Consider the following 20,707-nt stretch of genomic DNA (forward strand, 5'->3'; position numbering starts at 1 on the left):
GATGCGTTATTATTCTGTGCGAACGATTTACCGATTATGGAGAAACTAGGGTTGCAGCGGGAAGAGGAATATCCAAGCAATCATGGATATCAACAGGTGGTTGGTGAATTTTCTCCTGTATTGGCATAGTGAAAGTGCATGGTAAACGAATCTGCACTTTCACTTCGATATATTTTGTAATGGAGGGGGATATTTTATGGTTAACACCTTTCATAACGAAGTGATGGAGTGTACAGATTGGGAAAAAGTTTACGGTCCGAATGGTAAACATGTAGGTAACTTAATTACTCGTTTATCAAAATTGGAATGGTATTCTGCAATTGAAAAGCAAGATGGGAAAGATAAAATAGAACAAGCAATCCATGAATTTCAGAGCTATTTCGGAATCGAGAAATTTAAAATTCGTTGGATAACAAAAGATGAACTTTCATCACTTTTAAATGGAGTAGTATTAGAAACACTTTCAATGTGGACAAGGCTAGAACAAATACGTAATGAAATTAAGGCTCAAGCTGAAGAAGCTGGAAGGGAAACATTTTTATCACGCGTCGTCGACGATGTATCTGAAATGGTATTTCATCCATCATTTGATCAGGCGTTTTGCATGTTTGAAAAATGTGGAGAATCGACTGTGAAATTAGTGAGTAGTGTAACCACATATATGATTGTCTTGGCATGCGCATGGGAAACCATTGCTGATTTAGGAAGCTGGAAAATAAACCCATTTTATTTTCTTTTTGAAGCTTTTGAGCATGGTCATTGTCCGATTGGATTGATAGATAAACAATTTTATTTATTGTAATCCATGAAGTATTGGAGGAATGAAGAATTGAATCAGAGGGAACGTTGGATGGATATTTTACAAAAAGAAGAAAACGTACTCATTCCTCTGCTAGGGAATCATTTCCGCATTCTTGTCGTCAATGAGTTTTTAGAGGTTCAATACTCTAAAGATTTTCATTCAGAAATCGATTTACCAGAAATAGGGTTCAAACTTCCTGGGAGGACGAATTCTGCCACTGCGATTCGTGAGAAACGGGTAGTCAGCGATACATTACCAAAAGAGGTGATGGGCACAGAAGTGAGAACTATTGCTGTTCCATTTGAAGATGGCAGTGGCGCGATTACAATTGCTTTCAATGCTAAAGAGGAACATGAAGTTGTTTATGCTGTAGAACAAATGCTGGCTGCGACGGAGGAAATCACCGCTTCGAGTCAAAGTATTTATGAACATGCAATAGAAATGAGAGAACGATTCAATGAAATGTCTAATCAAGCAGACAATGGAGTTATCATTAGTCAGCAATTGCAAGAAATTTATCAACAAGTTAAGTCGATTTCTGAACATCTTAAATTAATTTCTCTCAATGCTTTAATTGAGGCGGCTCATGCTGATCGACATGGATACGGTTTTTCTGTAGTAGCGAAAGAGGTTCGCAATCTAGCTGAACAGGCTGTTGAACACATGAGACGAGTAAAACAAATTAGTGATATCATGTCAAGCCATTCGAGTGATATGGTGCAAACGCTCGAAACATTGAAAGAATATGTTGAAAGCCAGACATGTGCAAGCAAAGATATTTCGGCGTCCATCGAAACGGTTACAGAAAATACGAAACAATTGTTTGAACAGGCTAGTAAACTGCTCCGTATCGATGAAAGAAACGGAAACAATATAAATGTGTTTTTGATTTAATAAAGGAGCAAATAATGCGGATTGATATTGCAAATATTTTTTAATAAATATTCCTTAAAAACAGAAGAAGATGAAGTAACACAATCCACAAAAATGAGGAAAAAGACTATCAATTATCATACATTGTATAGGTTTATATTCTGTTTGAATAGTTGTAATATTAAAAATAATTAGAAATGTAATCGTTTCCAAAATAGTGTTTGGAGAGAGAAAGGAGGATAAGATGATTCAAGGTTTTTGAGGTAAGTTGGGTGAGGATAATGGCCGCAATCTGTTTCTTTCTATAATTATTTACTTTTTGATGACATGAGTGGGAGATTTTTTAAAATGAATGGGGGCAATTGAAATGAAAAAAGCGGTTAAAGGGAGAATGTTGTTAGCTTTACTGATTGTTTTCTTATTTGGGATTGCTGGCTGTGGAAGCCAAAGCACGACACAAACGGATAACAAAGGGAAAGATCAAGGGAAAGTTGTGAAAATAGGGGTTATTGTGGCAGAGACTGGACCGGCTTCTACGCTCGGTCACGCTCAGGCAAATACAGTAAAACTGATTCAGAAAGAATTAGATCAACAAGGCCCAATTAATGGAACAAAAATACAACTAATTATGCACGACTATGAAACAAATGATACAAAAGCGGTTATTGCGATGGATAAGCTTATTTCAGAAGGAGTAGTCGCTGTTGTTGGAGCGACACAAACGAGCACAACGATGGCGATTTTACCAAAAGCTGTTCAAGCAAATATCCCTCTAATGGCAACAGCACCGGTGAGTACAGATAAAGAGAACGTTTATATGCTAGCACACAGTAGTTCAACAATTATCTCTCAAGTTGTTGATTATTTGGTGAAGCATAACATTAAAAAGGTTGCTTGGCTGAATGCGCGTGATGCGTTTGGCGTAATAGGGTTACCAGCGTTTAAAGAACTGGCGAAACAACATGATATCGAAATTGTTGCTCATGAAGAATTTGACGCTACTGCTTCCGATATGACCGTACAACTAACCAATATTCGCAAAAAGAACCCGGAAGCTGTCATTGTTTGGTCAAGAACACCTGGTGCTGGGATTGTTGCGCGCAACTTTAAATCATTAGGGTTTACGATCCCAATGTTCCAAAGTACAGCTGCTGCAAACAAAGGATTTATCGAACAAGTACAAGGTAACAGCGACAATATTATGGTGGTTGGAAGTAAATTAAGCGTTGTTGACCAACTGCCAGAATCAGACCAAAAGAAACGAATTCTCGCATTCCGCGATGCATATGTAAAAGAATTTGGAGAAGAACCGGATTTATTTGCTGCCCATGCTTATGATGGAATTCAATTAATTATTGAAGCAGTGAAAGCAGGGAAAACGACTGCGAAAGATATTCAGAATTTTTTGAAAAATGAATTAAAGGAATATCCTGCGATATCAGGGACGCTTGATTTGACAAATCCTTTAAAAGGCGCAAAAGCAGATGGATTAACGCTTTTACGTATTGAAAACAATCAGTGGAAATATAATCAATAATTGCAATAAATCAAACCAACGAGGCTGACCAAAAAGCAAGTGTCAGACTCCATAACACAATATATAGGACGTAATATTGGATAAATGAACGATATATTGTGAAATACGCGTGAGGTCAGACACTTATCGGTCAGCCCCGATTCAGTAGAAAGGGGTTGGCATTATGGATTTAGTTATGCAATATTTGGTCACTGGTTTAACAGTGGGGAGTATTTACGCCTTAATGGCCATTGGTTTTGTTACGATTTACAACATTACAGGAATTTTAAATTTTGCACAGGGTGAGTTTGCAATGATTGGTGCACTGTCCTGTGTTTCTTTCGTCAATTTGGGACTTCCGATGTTTGCAGCGATTCCAGCGGCTATTATTTTAACCGCAATTATTGGTTTTGCAGTTGAAAGAACGGTCATTTTTCCCGTTCGCAACCGTTCTGTGATTACATTAATTGTCATTACAATTGGTGTATCTACTTTTATAAAGGGCTTGGGGCTAATTATTTGGGGGACATCGCCTCGGACGCTTCAACCGGTGATGAAAATGGGGCCAATCCAATTATTAGGGGCAGTGATTAACCCTCAAAGTCTATTTATTTTCTTGACAGTTCTACTATTGTTAGCCGTTTTGTATGTATTTTTCGATAAGACATTTATTGGATCAGCTTTAAGGGCAAGCGAAAAAAATCCGCGAGCGGCGAGCCTCATGGGAATTAATACGAGTTCTATGTCTGCGTTAGCCTTTACGTTGGCTGCAGCTTTAGGGGCTATTGCTGGAATTATGATTGCGCCGTTAACGGATGCAACATATGAAATGGGTTTTTTGATCGGATTAAAAGGGTTTGTTGCAATGGTGATAGGTGGAGTAAACAATATTTCTGGTGCTGTCGTGGGTGGGCTATTATTAGGAGTCATTGAGGCATTTTCTGGTGGATTTATCTCTACGTTTTATAGTGATGCGATTGCATTTGGTGTTTTGTTACTCATGCTATTTTTTAAACCAACCGGACTGTTTAGCAAAGCTACTGGTGAGAGAGTGTGAAAAAAAGGAGGTAGTGTAATGGCGAAACTTGACAACGTTTTATATGGGCATTTGTGGAGGCCTTTTGCGAGCTTAATGGTTATTGTGTTGCTTTTACCGTTATTTGTAAAATCATCATATATTTTAACTGTCCTCATTCTTATTGGGATATACAGCTTAATTAGTATTGGGTTAAGCCTTCTTCTTGGTTACGCAGGACAAATTTCTCTAGGTCATGCTGCTTTTTTTGGTATTGGTGCATATGTGTCAGGTGTATTAACCGCAAAATATGCAGGTTCTCCTTGGATCGCAATGGTGATTGGAATTGTTTTTACATGGCTCGTTTCTTATGTCATTGGAATGGCGATTTTAAGATTAAAGGGACATTTTTTAGCCCTCGCTACAATGGCGATTAACATTATTTTCTTTATCTTGATATTAGGCTTAGATGAATTTACAGGGGGGGCTTCTGGGTTAGTCGGAATTCCTAGTTTGTCGTTATTTCAACTGAACTTAGGCAATCCATTATATTTTTACTTTTTTGTGTGGTTCATCGTATTTGTTATTATTTTATTCTCCATGAATATCATCCGTTCCAATATTGGAAGATTATTGAGAAGTATACATGATAGTGAAATTGCAACAGAAACTTTAGGTGTTAACGTAGCCAAGTATAAAGTAATTATTTTTTCGTTGAGTGCCGTATATGCTTCATTAGCCGGCAGCTTATATGCACATTTTATTAGTTTTATAGCCCCACCTTCATTTTATATTACGTTCTCCATTTTGTTATTAGTAATGGTGATGGTCGGTGGAGTTCATTCCATTTGGGGAGCCGTTTTAGGTACGGCAATCATTATGTTTTTAAATGAATGGATTCGCTATATCGGACAAACATACTTTCATATTAGCGGGCAAGTTGAAATCGTTGTTTACGGTTTAATCATTATTCTTGTCATGATGTTTATGCCAAAAGGATTAGTAGATATTTTAGAACGATTATGGAAAAAAATAAAATCTGTACAGATAAAGGGAGCAGAAAAACGGAAAATGACGACGGAGAAGGGGGCCTAACATGGCGAATTTATTAGAAGTAAAGCAATTAACGAAAAAATTTGGTGGAATTACCGCGGTTGATCGAATTGATTTTAGCCTTGAAGAAGGAGAAGTTGTAGCGGTAATCGGTCCAAATGGGGCAGGAAAGACGACTTTGTTTAATATGATTTCTTGCTTTATTCCACCTACTTCTGGAGAGGTCATTTATAAAGGAGAGCGGTTAACAGGGAGAAAAATTTTTGAGCTTGCTCACCTAGGGATTTCTAGAACATTTCAAAATTTACAAATTTTCAACAATATGACGGTACTCGAAAATGTGATGATGGGAGTACATGTCAAATTAAAAACTAACGTTTTTAGCGCTGGTTTTCGTCTACCAACCGTCAAGAAAAATGAAGAGATTGCTTATCAACTCGCCCTTGATGTTCTGGAAATGGTAGAATTAAAAGATTTCATGTATAAAAAAGCAGGAAATCTTTCTTATGGACTTCAAAAACAATTAGAGTTTGCAAGAGCGATTGTTTATCATCCTCAATTAATTCTTTTAGACGAACCGATGGCTGGGTTGAACGATGCTGAAACGAATAGGATGGCTGGATATATAAAGGAATTGAAAAAGAAAGGGTGTTCCTTCTTGTTTGTGGAACATAAAATGGCAACTGTTATGGAATTAGCGGATCGAATTATTGTAATGGATTTTGGAAAAAAAATTGCCGAAGGAACACCTCACGAAATTGCAAGAAATGAGAAAGTCATTAGTGCATACTTAGGCGAGGAGGCGTTCTAATTGCTTTATGTGCAAGGACTAAGTACCCATATAGGAAAAATACAAATTCTTCATTCGATCGATCTTCATGTTCATCAAGGAGAAATTGTTTCCATTATTGGAGCCAACGGAGCGGGAAAAAGTACACTGTTAAATACATTAGCGGGACTATATTTTCCATCTACAGGAAAGGTAACACTGGAAGGGGAAGTAATTAGCGGCTTGCCCGCTCATAAAGTAGTGAGAAAAGGATTATCGCTTGTGCCTGAAGGACGACAAATTTTTTCGAATCTCACTGTAAAGGAGAATTTATTGTTAGGAATGTATTCACGATATTACAAAGAAAAAAACCAGGCGAAAGACCATATAGAGATGATTCTAGATATGTTTCCTAGTTTAAAAAAGCATATAGATAACCTCGGTGGCAATTTGAGCGGAGGAGAACAGCAAATGCTTGCGATTGGGAGAGGACTTATGTCCAAGCCTAAAATTATTTTGCTAGATGAACCTTCTATGGGATTGGCTCCAAAAATTGTAAATGAAATTTTAGAGATTTTAATGAGGATCAAAAAAGAGATGGGAACGATGATTATTTTAGTTGAACAAAATGTCAAAGCGGCGTTAAAAGTAGCAGATCGAGTGTATGTGATGGAACAAGGTAACATTGCTTTGCATGGTACACCGGAAGAAATCAGTATGAATCCACAAGTAAAGTCGGCGTACTTAGGAATTAAAATGACTAGTTAAGGGAGTGGTTGATTGTGTTGAATGTAAAAGAATATAAAGGTGGTAGTTTCATCAACGAGAATATTTCTGTTGATGAAGTGTTTACTCCGGAAGAATTTACAGATGAGCATTACATGATGGCTGATATGGCGGAGAAATTTATGATGAAGGAGGTGATGCCTGCTTTAGAGAAAATTGAGGCTCAACAGTTTGATCAAACCGTACGCTTACTAAAGAAAGCAGGGGAGCTTGGATTATTGGGCGTTGATGTTCCGGAGCAATACGGTGGATTGGATTTAGATAAAGTTAGTTCTTGTATTATCAGTGAGAAAGTAGCTCTCGGTCGTTCTTTTGGCATTACGTTTGGCGGTCAAGTTGGAATCGGCTCATTACCAATTGTTTTTTTCGGTACAAATGAACAAAAGGAAGCCTATTTACCATATATCGTTACCGGTGAAAAGATTGGAGCGTATGCATTAACGGAGCCAACTTCCGGCACAGATGCGTTAGCGGCGAAAACATCGGCGCGTTTATCAGACTGTGGAAAATATTACATATTAAATGGGGAAAAACAATGGATTACAAACTCTGCATTTGCCGATTTCTTTATTGTTTTTGCCAAAGTAGACGGGCAGCAGTTCACTGCATTTATTGTTGAAAGAGACTATGAAGGGGTGTCGATTGGACCAGAAGAGAAAAAGATGGGCTTAAAAGGCTCATCCACTTGTTCTCTTATCCTTGATAACGTAAAAGTTCCAGTGAACAATGTATTAGGAGACATTGGAAAGGGGCATGTCATTGCCTTTAATATATTAAACATTGGGCGTCATAAAATTTCTGCTACCGCTTTAGGGATGTCAAAAAGAGCGATTGAATTATCTGTCAAGTATGCCAAAGAGAGAAAACAATTTGGGCGTTCTTTGTCAGAGTTTCGATTAATACAAAACAAAATCGCGGATATGGCTATAAAGACATATGTAAATGAAAGCATGATTTATCGTACGGCAGGTGCCATAGAAAAAGGATTGGAAGAAGGGAAGGGGGATATCGCTAAAACCATTGCCGAATACGCTGTTGAATGTTCGGTTAATAAAGTATTTTCTACAGAAGCGCTCGATTTTATTGTTGATGAAGCTGTACAAATTCATGGTGGATATGGTTATATGTCTGAATATGAGGTAGAAGCTCTTTATCGCGATGCTAGAATTTACCGTATTTTCGAAGGAACGAATGAAATTAATCGGATGTTAATCGCCTCCACATTACTTCGCAAGTATAAAGATCAACTTAGTGAAATGATAGAATCAAGAAAAATAGAAGAGGATCTATTGCTTCATGAATCGATTCCTCTTGGCGACGAAAAGCAACATTTATATAGGGCTAAATCATTATTTTTGCTGATTGCCAATATTGTACAAAAACAATATATAGAAAAAGAAAAGGAACAAGAATTACTGGCATGTTTAGCTGATATGGCGATAGAGATTTATGCGATAGAAAGCGCTTTATTGAGAACAGAAAAGGCAATGGCGCAAAACGGAGTAGATAAAGAAGAACAAAAGAAAAACTATGTGCAAGTCTATGTTCAAGAAACAATACAGCAACTTTTAGGTCGTTCATTAAATGTGTTACCTTATTTGAAAGACGATGAACAGCTATTAAAAATAGTTTACCAAAACATAGAAAAGTCTAACCAATCGTTAGTGGATATCATAACCATAAAGCGAAAAATTGCAGAAAAAATCATTCGAAATGAGAAATATGTTGTTTAAATTGCAGTTTATATTTGTTTTTATGAATGGGATTACACGATGAGGGGGAATGAGAAAATGTTAAAAAGGGGGCTGTCCAAAAAGTCATGGTTAGCTGACTTTTTGAAGCCCCTCTTTATTATGTTTTTTAAAAAAGTGCACAAAAAAATCGTCCTTTCTAGTAAAATGAAGTTACCACACAACATTTTCAGAAAAGGACGATTTTTTATGAGTAATCTAGCGACTACTAATGAACATTATAACACACAATTAGCGCTCCCTCTAGAGGTAAAAGAAGAAAATGTTGCTTCGAAAAGACAAGTAACTCCTACTTTCAAACCATATGATAATCGCCAAGTTCAAGTTATCTTTGATATTCAAGAACTTATCCCTGAACATCATGTCGCACGTGTAGTAGACGAAATGGTTGAAGCTGTACCTGACGAGTTATTGTTTTCTCACTATAAAGGCGGTGGCAGAAGTTCTTATCATCCCAAAATGATGCTTAAAATCATTCTTTATGCTTACTCCCAAAAGGTTTATTCTTGTCGAGGGATCGAAAAGCTCATCAAAGAAAATATTCCTGCCATGTGGTTGGCTGCGATGCAACAGCCAGATTTCCGTACGATAAACGAGTTTCGTGGGCAACGGATGAAACAGATGATGGATGAATTATTTGAAGCCATGATTTTGAAATTAATTGAGGAAAACTATATCACGATGGAAAACTACTTTTTGGATGGCACAAAGATGGAAGCCAATGCCAATAAGTATTCTTTCGTGTGGAAAAAAAGCACGGATCGTTTGAAGGGAAAATTAAAAGAGAAAATTCAAGAAACCCTGCGGAAAATTGAAGAGATCAGCGAATTAGAAGCTAAGAGTTATCAGATGGAATCAGAAATAGCCCCATCCCAACTAGAAGAAGTCGCCCATCAACTGGAAGAAACAGTAGAAGCTTTAACGAAAGAAGTGGAGAACGAAACGAATACCGAGGTACGGAAGGAAAAGCGAAAGGAACTTCGTAAATGGAAGAAGCCGTTAAAGCTCATTCGGGAAGATTACTTACCTCGACTGGCCAAATACAATCAACAGAACGAAACGTTTGGGGATCGTAATAGCTATTCCAAAACCGACAAAGACGCCACCTTCATGCGAATGAAAGAAGATCATATGAAAAACGGCCAACTCAAACCGGGGTATAACGTACAGATGGGAACGGAAAACCAGTTTATCTTGTTCTATACCATTCATCAACGTCCAACGGATACGCGTTGTTTTATCCCGCATTTTGAGAAGCTGGCGTCATCCTCTTTACCTATGCCCAAAAACACGTCATCGCAGATGCAGGATATGGGAGCGAAGAAAACGATGTATATGCGATTGGAGAAGAGAAAGAGCCTCGATTTGATTTTCTTATACCTTATGGGACCTACATAAAAGAACAAACGCGTAACTATAAAAAGGAGATCAAAAACGTAAAGAACTGGACATATGAGGAGAAAGAGGATTGTTTTATCTGCCCGAATGGTCGAAAAGTGAAGTTTAAGAAATACCAAACGAAAAAGAACGCCTCTGGCTATGAACAAAGTTACAAAATTTATGAATGTGAAGATTGTACAGATTGCCCATTAAAAGCGGAATGCACGAAAGCGAAGGGCAATCGTCAAGTTCATTGGAATACCGTCTTTGAAGAAATGAAAGCGAAGGCAAAAGCAGCCCTTGAATGTGAAGAGAAAGCCGCTATCTACGCTCGACGCAAAGTCGAAGTCGAAAGCGTGTTCGGTCACATCAAGGGCAATCGGTCGTTCCGCAGATTTTCCTTGCGGGGCCTAGAAAAAGTTCATACGGAGTTTGGGATTGTGGCATTAGCCCACAACATACTGAAAGTAGCAGGCATCCGCCAGCTACTTTCAGGAAAAAACCGAAAAAATCAAAAGGCCAGTGGAGAAAAACGAGTAGTTATTCTCCACTGGCTTCATTTTAGGGACTTATCAGACAGCCCCTGTTTTTTCAATTTTCTCCACAGATTTCTATCCCTAGTTCGACATTTACTAGGTAAACAAATCATTCCTCACCCCTTGATGTAAATTAGCATGTTATTATGAAAAAGTAGTTCTGAAATAATGTGCTAATTTACACGTGTATATGAAAGGGCTCAAGGGACGATTGAAAAAAGCAAGGCGACAATTGTCTATGTTACTCCTTCCCACCAGCTTCCGCTTATTAGGATTTGGAGGCATGAGCGATCAGGAGATAAAAGAAGGCGTACAGTTGCTTCGTGGCTTGATGGATACGGAAATGTTCTACTAACTTTACGCCACTGGAACTTCAATATATAACTGAGTGAAGAGTGGGAATTGTACGAAAAGAAAGGGAGATGCTATATTTAATGAGTTTTTTACGAATATGGTGATCAATATGAGGGGACGGCTTCTCGTCCCCTCATATTGATCTAGTATGAACATTACAATGTCAAAAATGACTTCAAGACCTCAGTGTTGATCTGTCTCGGAGGCCAATGCGATAAGTCAAACGGAAAATCAGAACCTGGCAATACCCGATCGTCGCCAACGAGGTCGATTAACAGTTGCAGTACCCGGTCGTCCCAAAGAACGGTGTCGAACCAAAAACGGCGCAAATAGTCGGTTGGCGGGGCTTGCAATGAGGCGGCTACCGGGCGCCACACTTCATATCCTTTTTGCAGCCGGCCGATTTGATAAGGGAGAAAACCGCCGCCATGAGCCAATAAAATACGAACGCGCGGGTAGCGGTCCATCCAGCCGCCCAGCAACAAATCAGTGGCGCAAATGGTCGTCTCCCAAGGGACCCCGATTAAATTCGCCATTCTCCGCCTTTGAAGGCGCGGGTCGTCGCAAAGAAGCGGATGGATGAAAAGAATGGCGCCTAGCGTGTCCGCCTCTTCCCAAAACGGAATCAAAGACTCATCGGTAAGCAACTTCTGCTGAACGGATGGGCCGATGATGGCCCCTTTTAACCCGCGCTGCATGGCCCGCCGCAGTTCCAATGCCGCTTGCTCCGGCTGATTGAGCGGCACTGTCGCCAAGGCGGACAATCGATCGGAATGCTCTGATACCCAGCGCGATAAGGCATCGTTATAGAGGCGTGACAATTCTTTGGTGATTGTTGCCTCAACGTCATATAAAAACAGTTGAGGAATCGGGGATACTAGCGAATGGCATACCCCTGCTTGGTGCTGTGCTTTTAAATACGCGTTCGGGTCGATGAATTCGTCTTTTAAACCAAATCCCCATTTATAATTGATTGTTAACATCTTTCCGTTGTCGTCCCAATGGACAGGGACGTGTTTTTGCTCCTCCTTGAGCCATTGGACAACTTCTGATGGAATAAAATGAGTATGGACATCAAAACGGTCCTCCATAGTTTCCTCCTTCTAATAATGAGAATAATGAGATGGATCGCCATGCTTGAAGCTTATGACGACCGCGGCCAGTAACCTAGTTTTTCAGAAATCTCGTTCGCTGCACGCTTCACTTTAGTGATGATAGAAGGATCATACGGGTGCAAGCGATGAACCGGTCCGATAATGCTAATGGCGTACACGACATTTCCTGTATAATCCCGAATCGGTGCCGCGACTGAGGCGACCCCTTCACGAAGCTCTTCAATACTAATGGCGTACCCTTGACGGCGAATGGTTTGCAATGTCTCACGAAGAACTTGCGGATCGGTAATCGTGTTCAAAGTAAATCGCTCTAATCCTTGTTCGATATACGCTTCAATTGTTTTTTCCTCTTGGTATGAGAGCAAAATTTTGCCCGAACTCGTACAGTGCAGCGGATTTCTTCTTCCAATATGGGAGAGCGCTTGAACAGGCTGTTGGCTTTCGACACGGTGAATATAGACGACGCTTGGACCGTCGAGCACAGCGATGTGCGCTGTTTCCTGCAGATCGCCAACAAGCCGCTGCAATATCGGTTGCGCTTCACGGTTGACTTCCAAGTGGGATGTTAACACGGTATTCAGCTGCAAAATCGTTAAACCAAGGCGATATTTTTGTGTCTCTGGATCTTTCGTAACAAATCCTTCGCTCGCTAACGTATGAAGAAGGCGACTTACCGTGCTTTTCGATAAGTTGAGGGAAGAAGCTAATTCGGTCACTGTTTTTTCTGGTTCGTCTAGTGAAAAACTGCGTAAAATGCGCAACGCATTTTTCACTGATGAAAGCAAATGGTTTTCGTTGGCGTGTGGCATAGTTCTCTTCTCCTTTTCTTTTTTTATTAGTTTCATATAAAGGAACATTATTTCTTATATAATAACATATCATATCAAAGGAAGATTTAGGCTGAAAATAATTAAATAAAAAATAAAAAAATTTTTGATTGTTTCACATATAGGAACATTGATGTTGTATAAGGAACAATTGCTAGCTATGATTAATGTAAAAAATTCTTAATTTTTCGGCGAAACAGTCTCGCCAAAGGAGGAACAGCAAATGAAAGCGGAAGTAGTTGCAGATGGAAAAGTGAAAGCGTTCGATTGCCGACACTTTATCAATGGACAGTTTTTGCCTTCAAAAAGCGGCAAAACCTTTAAAAATATTAATCCTGCCACCGAGGAAGTGATCGGCATTGTATGTGAAGGAGGAAAAGAGGAAATTGATTTAGCGGTAGCCGCGGCAAGAAGGGCGCTTAACGGGCCATGGAAACGGATGTCGACCGATCAGCGGATCGCTGTCTTGCGTCGCATCGGTGATCTCATTTTAGAACGCAAGGACGAATTGGCGCGGCTCGAATCGTTGGATACAGGGAAGCCGTACTCGCTCTCTAGCGCATTGGATATTCCGAGAGCGGCCTATAATTTTCATTTCTTTGCCGACTACTTGCGTTCTGTTGGTACGGAAGCGTATCAAATGGATGAAGTAGCCATCAACTATTCCGTCCGCCGCCCGGTTGGGGTGATAGGATTGATTAACCCGTGGAATTTGCCGTTGCTGCTGTTGACTTGGAAACTAGCTCCGTGTTTAGCAGCGGGGAATACGGCTGTCATTAAGCCGGCGGAATTGACACCGCTGACGGCAACGGTATTAGCGGAAATTTGCAAGGAAGCGGGGGTACCGGATGGCGTCGTCAACGTTGTTCATGGATTTGGGCCGGATTCGGCAGGATCGGCGCTGACGGAACATCCGGACGTTGACGCCATTACCTTTACTGGAGAAACGACGACCGGGAAAGTGATTATGGCTGCAGCGGCAAAATCGCTAAAAAAATTGTCTTATGAATTAGGTGGTAAAAATCCGAACATTATTTTCGCCGATGCCAATTTGGATGAAGCGATTGAAACAACGTTAAAATCGAGCTTTATGAACCAAGGGGAAGTTTGTCTTTGCGGCTCAAGAATTTATGTCGAGCGGCCGATTTATGAACAGTTTTTGCAAAAATTTGTGGCGAAAACGAAAGAGCTTGTTGTCGGCGATCCGTTTGATCCGAAAACGAATGTCGGTGCGCTCATTAGTGAAGAGCACTATGAGCGGGTGATGAGCTACATCGAATCAGCCAAAGAAGAAGGCGGGCAAATTTTAACGGGTGGAAAACGACCGGACGGATTGAACCAGGGCTATTATCTTGAACCGACAATTATTGTCGGAGTCAACCGCAATTGCCGCATTGTTCGTGAAGAAGTGTTCGGGCCTGTAGTAACGGTAATGCCGTTTGATGAGGAAGAGGAAGTAATTGCTCAAGCGAACGACACTCATTACGGCTTGAGTGCGACGGTTTGGACGAATGATTTGCGTCGGGCGCATCGAGTCGCAGCGCGGATTGAAGCAGGAATCGTCTGGGTCAATACATGGTTTTTGCGTGATTTGCGTACGCCGTTTGGCGGGATGAAGCAAAGCGGTATTGGGCGTGAAGGGGGCATGCATAGTTTTGAGTTTTATAGTGAACTGACCAACATTTGCATCAAGCTTTAAGCGATTTACACGCATTCATTCCATTTAGAAACGGCCATTTTTAGGGATAGGATCAAGTGAGGTGACGACGTTGCAAACAGAGAAGTGGGAATATTATTCCAAGTTGCTGTTAAAATCCGAACGGGAGAGACAGCCGCTCTCTCCCCTTACAGAGTTGGAGCCAACGATGACTGTTAATGATGCTTACCAAATTCAATTGCGGACGATCGAACAAAAAATGAAGGAAGGACACCAGGTCGTCGGGAAGAAAATTGGTTTGACCTCTGCTGCGATGCAACAGTTGTTAGGCGTCGACCAGCCTGATTACGGCCATTTACTTGACAGCATGATGATTGAAAACGGGGGAACGGTTCCGTGGGAACGGGTCATGCAGCCAAAAGTTGAGGCGGAAATCGCATTTGTTTTAAAACGAGACTTAGTTGGATCACGCATTACGGTATTAGATGTGCTACAAGCGACCGATTATATTGTGCCGGCATTGGAAATTGTCGACAGCCGCATTGTCGATTGGAAGATTCGCCTAGAGGATACGGTTGCCGATAATGCTTCGTCAGGTCTTTACGTTTTAGGGGGAAAGCCGATTCCGGTTCATTCCGTTGATGTAGCGCAAATTGGTATGGCGCTGTATCGAAATGGCGAGGTGGTCAATACTGGCGTTGGCGCTGCAGCGCTTGGACATCCGGCGTTTTGTGTCGCTTGGTTGGCGAACAAGCTGTATGAATACGGAAAGGAACTGAGAGCAGGCGAGGTCGTTCTTTCTGGTGCTTTGTCGGCTGCGGTCAGTGCGGAACCCGGCGATTTCTTCAGCGCTCGTTTCGCCCATTTAGGAGAGGTGCGCGTCCAGTTTGCGCTATAAATAAGGAGGGGAAACCGTGGATAAAGTCAAAGTAGCGATTCTTGGCTCGGGAAATATCGGAACGGACTTGATGTTGAAGTTGGAACGTTCTGACGTTTTGCAGTTGACGACCGTCATCGGCATTGATCCGCAATCGGAAGGATTGCGCATGGCGCGGGAAAAAGGGTATCGCGTCATTGACAACGGCATTCAAGGGTTTTTAGAGCATCCAGAATGGGCGGATATCGTCTTTGATGCCACATCAGCGAAAGCCCACATTCGCCATGCAAAGCTGCTAAGGCAGGCGGGAAAAGTCGTGTTGGATTTGACGCCGGCGGCGGTGGGTCCGTTTATCGTTCCGCCGGTCAATTTGACCGAACATTTGGAAGAGATGAACATTAATTTCATTACGTGCGGGGGGCAGGCAACGATTCCGATCGTCCACGCGATTCATCGCGTCAGCCCAGTCGCCTACGCCGAAATTGTTGCGACGATTTCGAGCAAAAGCGCGGGGCCGGGGACAAGGGCGAACATTGACGAGTTTACAGAAACGACCGCCCGGGGGCTCGAAAAAATCGGCGGAGCGAAGCGCGGAAAAGCGATCATTATTCTAAACCCGGCTGAACCACCGATTTTGATGAGAAATACGGTTTATGCCCTTGTTGAAGGGGAACACGTGCCGAAGCAAGAGATTTGCGCCTCGATCGAAACGATGGTGGAAACAATCCAGACGTATGTTCCTGGTTACCGATTGCGCACAAACCCTATCATTGAAGGAAATAAAGTGACGGTGATGATCGAAGTCGAAGGAGCTGGCGATTATTTGCCAAAATACGCTGGAAACCTTGATATTATGACGGCGGCTGCGGTGAAAGTGGCGGAGGAAGTCGCTAAACATCGGTTGTCGAAACAGTTAGCGTAGGAGGGAAAACGATGAAACAACGAATCATCATTACGGAGGTGGCGCTGCGTGACGGGAGCCACGCCATCGCCCATCAATATACAGCCGAACAAGTGGCGGCGATCGCTAAAACGTTGGATGAGGCCAATGTCCCTTATATTGAAGTATCGCATGGAGATGGTTTAGGCGGGTCTTCATTGCAATACGGATTGTCGCGGACGGATGAATTTGAACTAATTGAAACGGCTGTGTCGGTCTGCCGGCAGGCAAAAATTGCGGTGCTGCTTCTTCCGGGGATCGGAACGGTGAAGGAATTGAAACAAGCAGCCCAGCTAGGGGCGAAAATGGCGCGCATCGCCACCCATGTGACAGAAGCCGATATTTCTGCTCAGCATATCGCGGCTGCTAAGCAACTCGGAATGGAAACGGTCGGATTTTTAATGATGGCGCATATGGCGCCGGTCGATATGCTCGTCAGCCAAGCAAAATTAATGGAAAGCTACGGGGCGGATGTCGTCTATGTCGTCGATTCCGCCGGCGCCCTGCTGCCGCATGAAGTTAAGGAGCGCATTCGAGCGTTAAGGGAAAGCGTCGGCATTGAAGTCGGGTTTCATGCCCATAACAATTTATCGCTTGCGATGGCCAACACGTTGGCAGCGATTGAAGAGGGAGCAACGCGCATTGACGGCAGTGTCCGCTGTTTAGGGGCTGGTGCCGGCAATACGCAAACTGAAGTGCTCGTCGCCGTATTGGATCGGCTGGGCATCCAAACCGGCATCGATTTATATAAAATGATGGACCTTGCCGAGCAGCTCGTCGCGCCGATACTGCCAAGGGCGCAAGAAATTACGCGAGACAGCTTGACGCTAGGGTATGCCGGTGTATATTCAAGCTTCCTTCTTCATGCCCGTCGTGCGGCTCAAGCATTTGGTCTTGATGCTCGCGATATTTTAATCGAGCTCGGCCGGCGAAAAGTCGTCGGCGGGCAAGAAGATATGATTGTCGATGTCGCCGCTGAAATGGCGAACAAAAAAATGGTCACCGCAGGGGAGGGGAAGTAAAGATGGCCGCCATTGATTACGACATGCTGGCGAATGAGCTGCGGCGGGCGGAACAGGAGAAGCGGGAGCTTGTGCGCCTTACAGCGCAATATCCGGAAATGACCGTCGAGGACGCTTACGCGATTCAAGAGAGATTAGTGGACATGAAAAGAAAGGATGGCTATCGCATCATCGGCCCGAAAATGGGATTGACAAGCGCGGCGAAAATGGCGCAAATGGGGGTGAACGAGCCGATTTACGGATATGTGTTTGACTATATGGTCGTCCCGAACGGGGGGGCTGTGGCGATGAGCGAACTGATTCATCCGAAAGTGGAAGCGGAGATCGCCTTTATTTTGAAACAAGACGTTAAAGGACCTGGCATAACCGGGGCGCATATTTTAGCAGCGACGGAGTATATCGTCCCTGCTTTAGAAATCATCGACAGCCGCTATGCGAACTTCCATTTTACGCTGCCGGATGTGATTGCCGATAATGCTTCCTCGTCCCGGGTCGTGTTCGGGAGCCGCCTTACCCCCCCTAGATCCCTCGAACTTGATGTGCTTGGGGCCAGTTTGTCCATCAACGGCGAGGCCAAAGCGTTCGGAGCTGGCGCGGCCGTGCTAGGGCATCCTGCCAACGCCATTGCCATGCTGGCGAATATGTTAGCGAGAAAAGGCGGGTCACTGAAGGCAGGGGATGTCATTCTGGCTGGAGCGATGACAGAAGCGATTCGTTTTGCCTCGGGGGACGTAGTATTTGCTCTGTTCGATCAATTGGGAACGGTTTCATTTCGAGCAACAGAATGAAAGGATGAAAATTATGCCGATTGTCCATATTCAACTGCTAGAAGGAAGACCGGAAGAAAAGATTAAGGAAATAATTCGACAAGTGACGGAAACGATCAGCGCAGTGCTTGACTCCCCGAAGGAAAACGTGCGGGTCATCGTGTCGGAAATTCCGAAATCTCACTGGGGTATCGCGGGGATCCCAGTGTCAGATAAACAATCAAAATAAACTAAGGGAGGAAGGAAAAACGATGAGCCTCGAGTTAGCAATGCTTGTCCCTCATACGCCAAGAATGTGCTTTGAAGATCGCGCCCCTGATTTCCAACGTGAATTAGTCAAAGGGATGCATGAAGTCGCCAAAGTGATTGAGCAGGTCAAGCCGCATACGCTTGTGCTTATTTCATGCCATTGGATGTCAAGTTTTGATCATTTTGTTGACGCCACTCCAAGACATAAAGGAGTGTTGACAGCACTTGAATGTCCTGACCTTATCGCTGATGTACCGTACGATTATCCGGGGGATGAAGAGCTCGGAAAACAGCTCGTCCAAGCGGGTAGGGACGCGGGTCTTCGGGTCGTTGAAGTCAATGACCCGACATATATTTGGGACTACGGGACCGTCGTTCCGCTCCGCTATTTAGTGCCGAATGAAGATATCGCCGTTATCAGCCTGTCGGTTACATGGGCAGCCAACTTGCAGGAAACATACACATGGGGGCAGCTCATCGGCAAAGTGTTGCGCGAAAGCGAGAAAAAGACGATGTTTATTAGCAGCGGGGCGCTTTCGCACAACCTTGTCCGTCGTCCGGAAGCTCTTCCGACTTTATCCGAGCAAGCATTGGATCGAGAATTTTTGCAATATTTAAAAAACGGAGATGTATCGGCAGCATGGAATATGCTTCCACAATACGCGCGCATCTCCGGCGTCGAATCAGGAGGGCGCCATCTCGCTGCACTGCTTGGGGTCATTCAAGAAAACTATAAAAGTAGTTATTACGGATATGGCCAATCATCCGGCAGCGGCAATGTGGTCATGACGTTTGAGCCACATCCAGCCCAATACAAAACAGTATATATTTCGCAACAGACGGTCAATCGTTTATGATGGACTTCTAGAATCAAACACCTTGGAAAAAGGGATAATCTTCAATTTTAATATGAAAGAACGTAAAGATTGACAAATAACACGCTGAAAGATAATAAAAGTTTAATTCTTACTAAAATCAGGAAATTAGATAACTTGATTAGTTATAGAAGTAATTATGATTAAAGAAAAATGAAAACGCTTTAATTAAAAATAGTTATTATTTAATAGGCAAAAGGGGGAATATTGAGATGGCAAAAAAGAAGAGATTTTTAAAAATGAAAATAGCCACCCTGATTATGATCGCAGTAATGCTCGTGATTACAGGATGCTCACAAAGTAGCGGGACGTCAGTCAAAGACGGTTCAAATGAAAGCAAATCTTCTTCAGGTACGCTTAAAATCGGTTTCATCCTCTCACAAACAGGCACATTTGCACCATTGTCAGAAGGTATTATCAATGGATTTAAACTTTACTTGGAAAAACATGACGGCATGTTAGGTGGGAAAAAGGTTGAAATAAAAGTTGAAGATGATGAAGCAAATCCTCAAGTTGCTTTACGTAAATATCGTCAATTAATTCATAGTGAAAAGGTAGATATTCTTGTCGGACCAATTTCTTCATCTGTAGTCTATGCGTTACGTGATGAAGTTGAGAAAGATAAAATTGTGTTAATCGATGCAAATGCAGCCGGCGATGATCTGTCATGGAGCAAAAAGAGCGATTATGTGTATCGAATTTCTTTTTCCAATTGGCAAAACGGCAGCAGTGCCGCTAAATATTTAGCAAATAATGTCGGCAAGACAGCAGTTGTACTTGCACCTGATTATCCTGCCGGAAAGGAAGTTTTAAGAGCATTTAAAGATGCTTTTGAAGCGGCAGGCGGAAAGGTAGTTAAGGAACTTTATCCAAAATTAAACACAAATGATTTTGCACCGTATCTTCAACAGGCGTCTGCCGAGAACCCTGATCTGATCTATGCATTCTTTACAGGCAGTGACGGGATCCGCTTTGTTACACAATACAAAGAGTTTGGCTTGAAAGGACAAATTCCTTTAGCGGGTACTTTAGAGTTTGGTGATGAGTTAATTACTCAGCCTGCCGGTGAAGCTGCAGAAGGAATTATAACGGGGATTAATTACTCTCCATATCTGGATAATGAACTAAATAAACAGTTTGTGCAAGCATATGAAGAAAAATACGGCAAACTTCCGAATATTTTTTCTGTTCAAGGATACGACTCTGCGGCAATTATTGATAAAGCCGTTACTGAAGCAGGAAGTGCTAATTCAGAGGATTTAATAAAAGTGCTCAAAGGCATTTCTTTTGACAGTCCGCGCGGCCCGATTACGATTGATCCTGCAACAAATAACCCAATTCAAAATTTCTATATTGCTAAAAACAAGTTAAAAGATGGCGGAATTGTACCTGAAGTAATTGAAACTGTTGAAAACGTAACAATGCCGGAAACTTCGCCATTTGAATAATTGAATTGGGGTTAGATAAGGGTAGGGGATCTCTGAGTCCCCGCCCCTCCATTGTTTCTTATATAGAGACATATTTCGTAAGAGGTTAATGGAAA

General features: G+C 42.3%; 18 protein-coding genes and 2 pseudogenes. 18 read left to right on the forward strand and 2 right to left on the reverse strand.

Translation table 11 applies throughout. The features are described 5' to 3' along the window. The 10 genes and pseudogenes from B0I26_RS18720 to B0I26_RS19115 form a co-directional block, all read left to right on the forward strand. Positions 1-129, forward strand: a pseudogene (locus B0I26_RS18720) (cupin domain-containing protein); the annotation flags it as partial. Positions 130-196: 67 nt separating this feature from the next. Further along, a complete protein-coding gene (locus B0I26_RS16660) occupies positions 197-802 on the forward strand; it encodes a hypothetical protein (RefSeq protein ID WP_111646516.1) in 606 nt (201 codons plus the stop codon). A gap of 48 nt (positions 803-850) precedes the next feature. Further along, a complete protein-coding gene (locus B0I26_RS16665) occupies positions 851-1,696 on the forward strand; it encodes a methyl-accepting chemotaxis protein (RefSeq protein WP_181502971.1) in 846 nt (281 codons plus the stop codon). Between the two features lie 346 nt (positions 1,697-2,042). Then, positions 2,043-3,212, forward strand: coding sequence for an ABC transporter substrate-binding protein (locus tag B0I26_RS16670; protein WP_181502973.1), 1,170 nt, complete (start codon positions 2,043-2,045; stop codon positions 3,210-3,212). A gap of 163 nt (positions 3,213-3,375) precedes the next feature. Further along, positions 3,376-4,248, forward strand: coding sequence for a branched-chain amino acid ABC transporter permease (locus tag B0I26_RS16675; protein ID WP_111646519.1), 873 nt, complete (start codon positions 3,376-3,378; stop codon positions 4,246-4,248). An 18-nt stretch (positions 4,249-4,266) separates the two neighbouring features. After that, entirely contained in the window at positions 4,267-5,301 is a 1,035-nt protein-coding gene (locus B0I26_RS16680) for a branched-chain amino acid ABC transporter permease (protein ID WP_111646520.1), read from the forward strand. 1 nt (position 5,302) lies between these two features. Then, positions 5,303-6,070, forward strand: coding sequence for an ABC transporter ATP-binding protein (locus B0I26_RS16685; protein ID WP_111646521.1), 768 nt, complete (start codon positions 5,303-5,305; stop codon positions 6,068-6,070). Between the two features lie 9 nt (positions 6,071-6,079). Continuing rightward, positions 6,080-6,796 carry an ABC transporter ATP-binding protein gene (locus B0I26_RS16690; protein WP_342767134.1) on the forward strand — a complete coding sequence of 239 codons (717 nt, stop codon included), beginning with the start codon at positions 6,080-6,082 and terminating at the stop codon, positions 6,794-6,796. 14 nt (positions 6,797-6,810) lie between these two features. Beyond that, entirely contained in the window at positions 6,811-8,547 is a 1,737-nt protein-coding gene (locus B0I26_RS16695) for an acyl-CoA dehydrogenase family protein (protein ID WP_111646523.1), read from the forward strand. Positions 8,548-8,892: 345 nt separating this feature from the next. After that, positions 8,893-10,613, forward strand: a pseudogene (locus B0I26_RS19115) (IS1182 family transposase). Between the two features lie 377 nt (positions 10,614-10,990). On the opposite strand, the gene B0I26_RS16710 reads toward B0I26_RS19115, so the two are convergent. Together B0I26_RS16710 and B0I26_RS16715 are read right to left on the reverse strand one after the other, a co-directional pair. Next, positions 10,991-11,926 carry an amidohydrolase family protein gene (locus B0I26_RS16710; RefSeq protein WP_111646526.1) on the reverse strand — a complete coding sequence of 312 codons (936 nt, stop codon included), beginning with the start codon at positions 11,924-11,926 and terminating at the stop codon, positions 10,991-10,993. 53 nt (positions 11,927-11,979) lie between these two features. After that, complete coding sequence (locus B0I26_RS16715) at positions 11,980-12,759, reverse strand: IclR family transcriptional regulator (protein WP_111646527.1); 780 nt, start codon at positions 12,757-12,759, stop codon at positions 11,980-11,982. A gap of 241 nt (positions 12,760-13,000) precedes the next feature. On the opposite strand from B0I26_RS16715, the gene B0I26_RS16720 reads away from it, so the two are divergent. The 8 genes from B0I26_RS16720 (at position 13,001) to B0I26_RS16755 (ending at position 20,612) form a co-directional block, all read left to right on the forward strand. Further along, positions 13,001-14,476 (forward strand): 2-hydroxymuconic semialdehyde dehydrogenase, encoded by a 1,476-nt coding sequence (locus B0I26_RS16720; protein WP_111646528.1) that lies wholly within the window; start codon positions 13,001-13,003, stop codon positions 14,474-14,476. Positions 14,477-14,546: 70 nt separating this feature from the next. Beyond that, a complete protein-coding gene (locus tag B0I26_RS16725) occupies positions 14,547-15,332 on the forward strand; it encodes a 2-keto-4-pentenoate hydratase (RefSeq protein WP_111646529.1) in 786 nt (261 codons plus the stop codon). 16 nt (positions 15,333-15,348) lie between these two features. Then, entirely contained in the window at positions 15,349-16,233 is an 885-nt protein-coding gene (locus tag B0I26_RS16730; RefSeq protein WP_111646530.1) for an acetaldehyde dehydrogenase (acetylating), read from the forward strand. A gap of 11 nt (positions 16,234-16,244) precedes the next feature. After that, positions 16,245-17,273 carry a 4-hydroxy-2-oxovalerate aldolase gene (dmpG, locus tag B0I26_RS16735; RefSeq protein ID WP_111646531.1) on the forward strand — a complete coding sequence of 343 codons (1,029 nt, stop codon included), beginning with the start codon at positions 16,245-16,247 and terminating at the stop codon, positions 17,271-17,273. Positions 17,274-17,275: 2 nt separating this feature from the next. Then, complete coding sequence (locus B0I26_RS16740; RefSeq protein ID WP_111646532.1) at positions 17,276-18,061, forward strand: 2-keto-4-pentenoate hydratase; 786 nt, start codon at positions 17,276-17,278, stop codon at positions 18,059-18,061. Between the two features lie 13 nt (positions 18,062-18,074). Continuing rightward, positions 18,075-18,269, forward strand: a complete 195-nt coding sequence (locus tag B0I26_RS16745; RefSeq protein ID WP_245934825.1) for a 4-oxalocrotonate tautomerase — start codon at positions 18,075-18,077, stop codon at positions 18,267-18,269. A 22-nt stretch (positions 18,270-18,291) separates the two neighbouring features. Then, the gene (locus B0I26_RS16750; protein WP_111646534.1) at positions 18,292-19,146 is read left to right on the forward strand and encodes a DODA-type extradiol aromatic ring-opening family dioxygenase; all 855 of its coding nucleotides are present in this window, start codon (positions 18,292-18,294) and stop codon (positions 19,144-19,146) included. Positions 19,147-19,403: 257 nt separating this feature from the next. Then, on the forward strand, positions 19,404-20,612 hold the full coding sequence (locus B0I26_RS16755; protein ID WP_409991442.1) for an ABC transporter substrate-binding protein: 1,209 nt from the start codon (positions 19,404-19,406) through the stop codon (positions 20,610-20,612). Positions 20,613-20,707 lie beyond the last annotated feature (95 nt).

Origin of the sequence: Paranoxybacillus vitaminiphilus, assembly GCF_003259935.1 — a bacterium.
Classification (GTDB): Bacteria; Bacillota; Bacilli; order Bacillales; family Anoxybacillaceae; genus Paranoxybacillus; species Paranoxybacillus vitaminiphilus.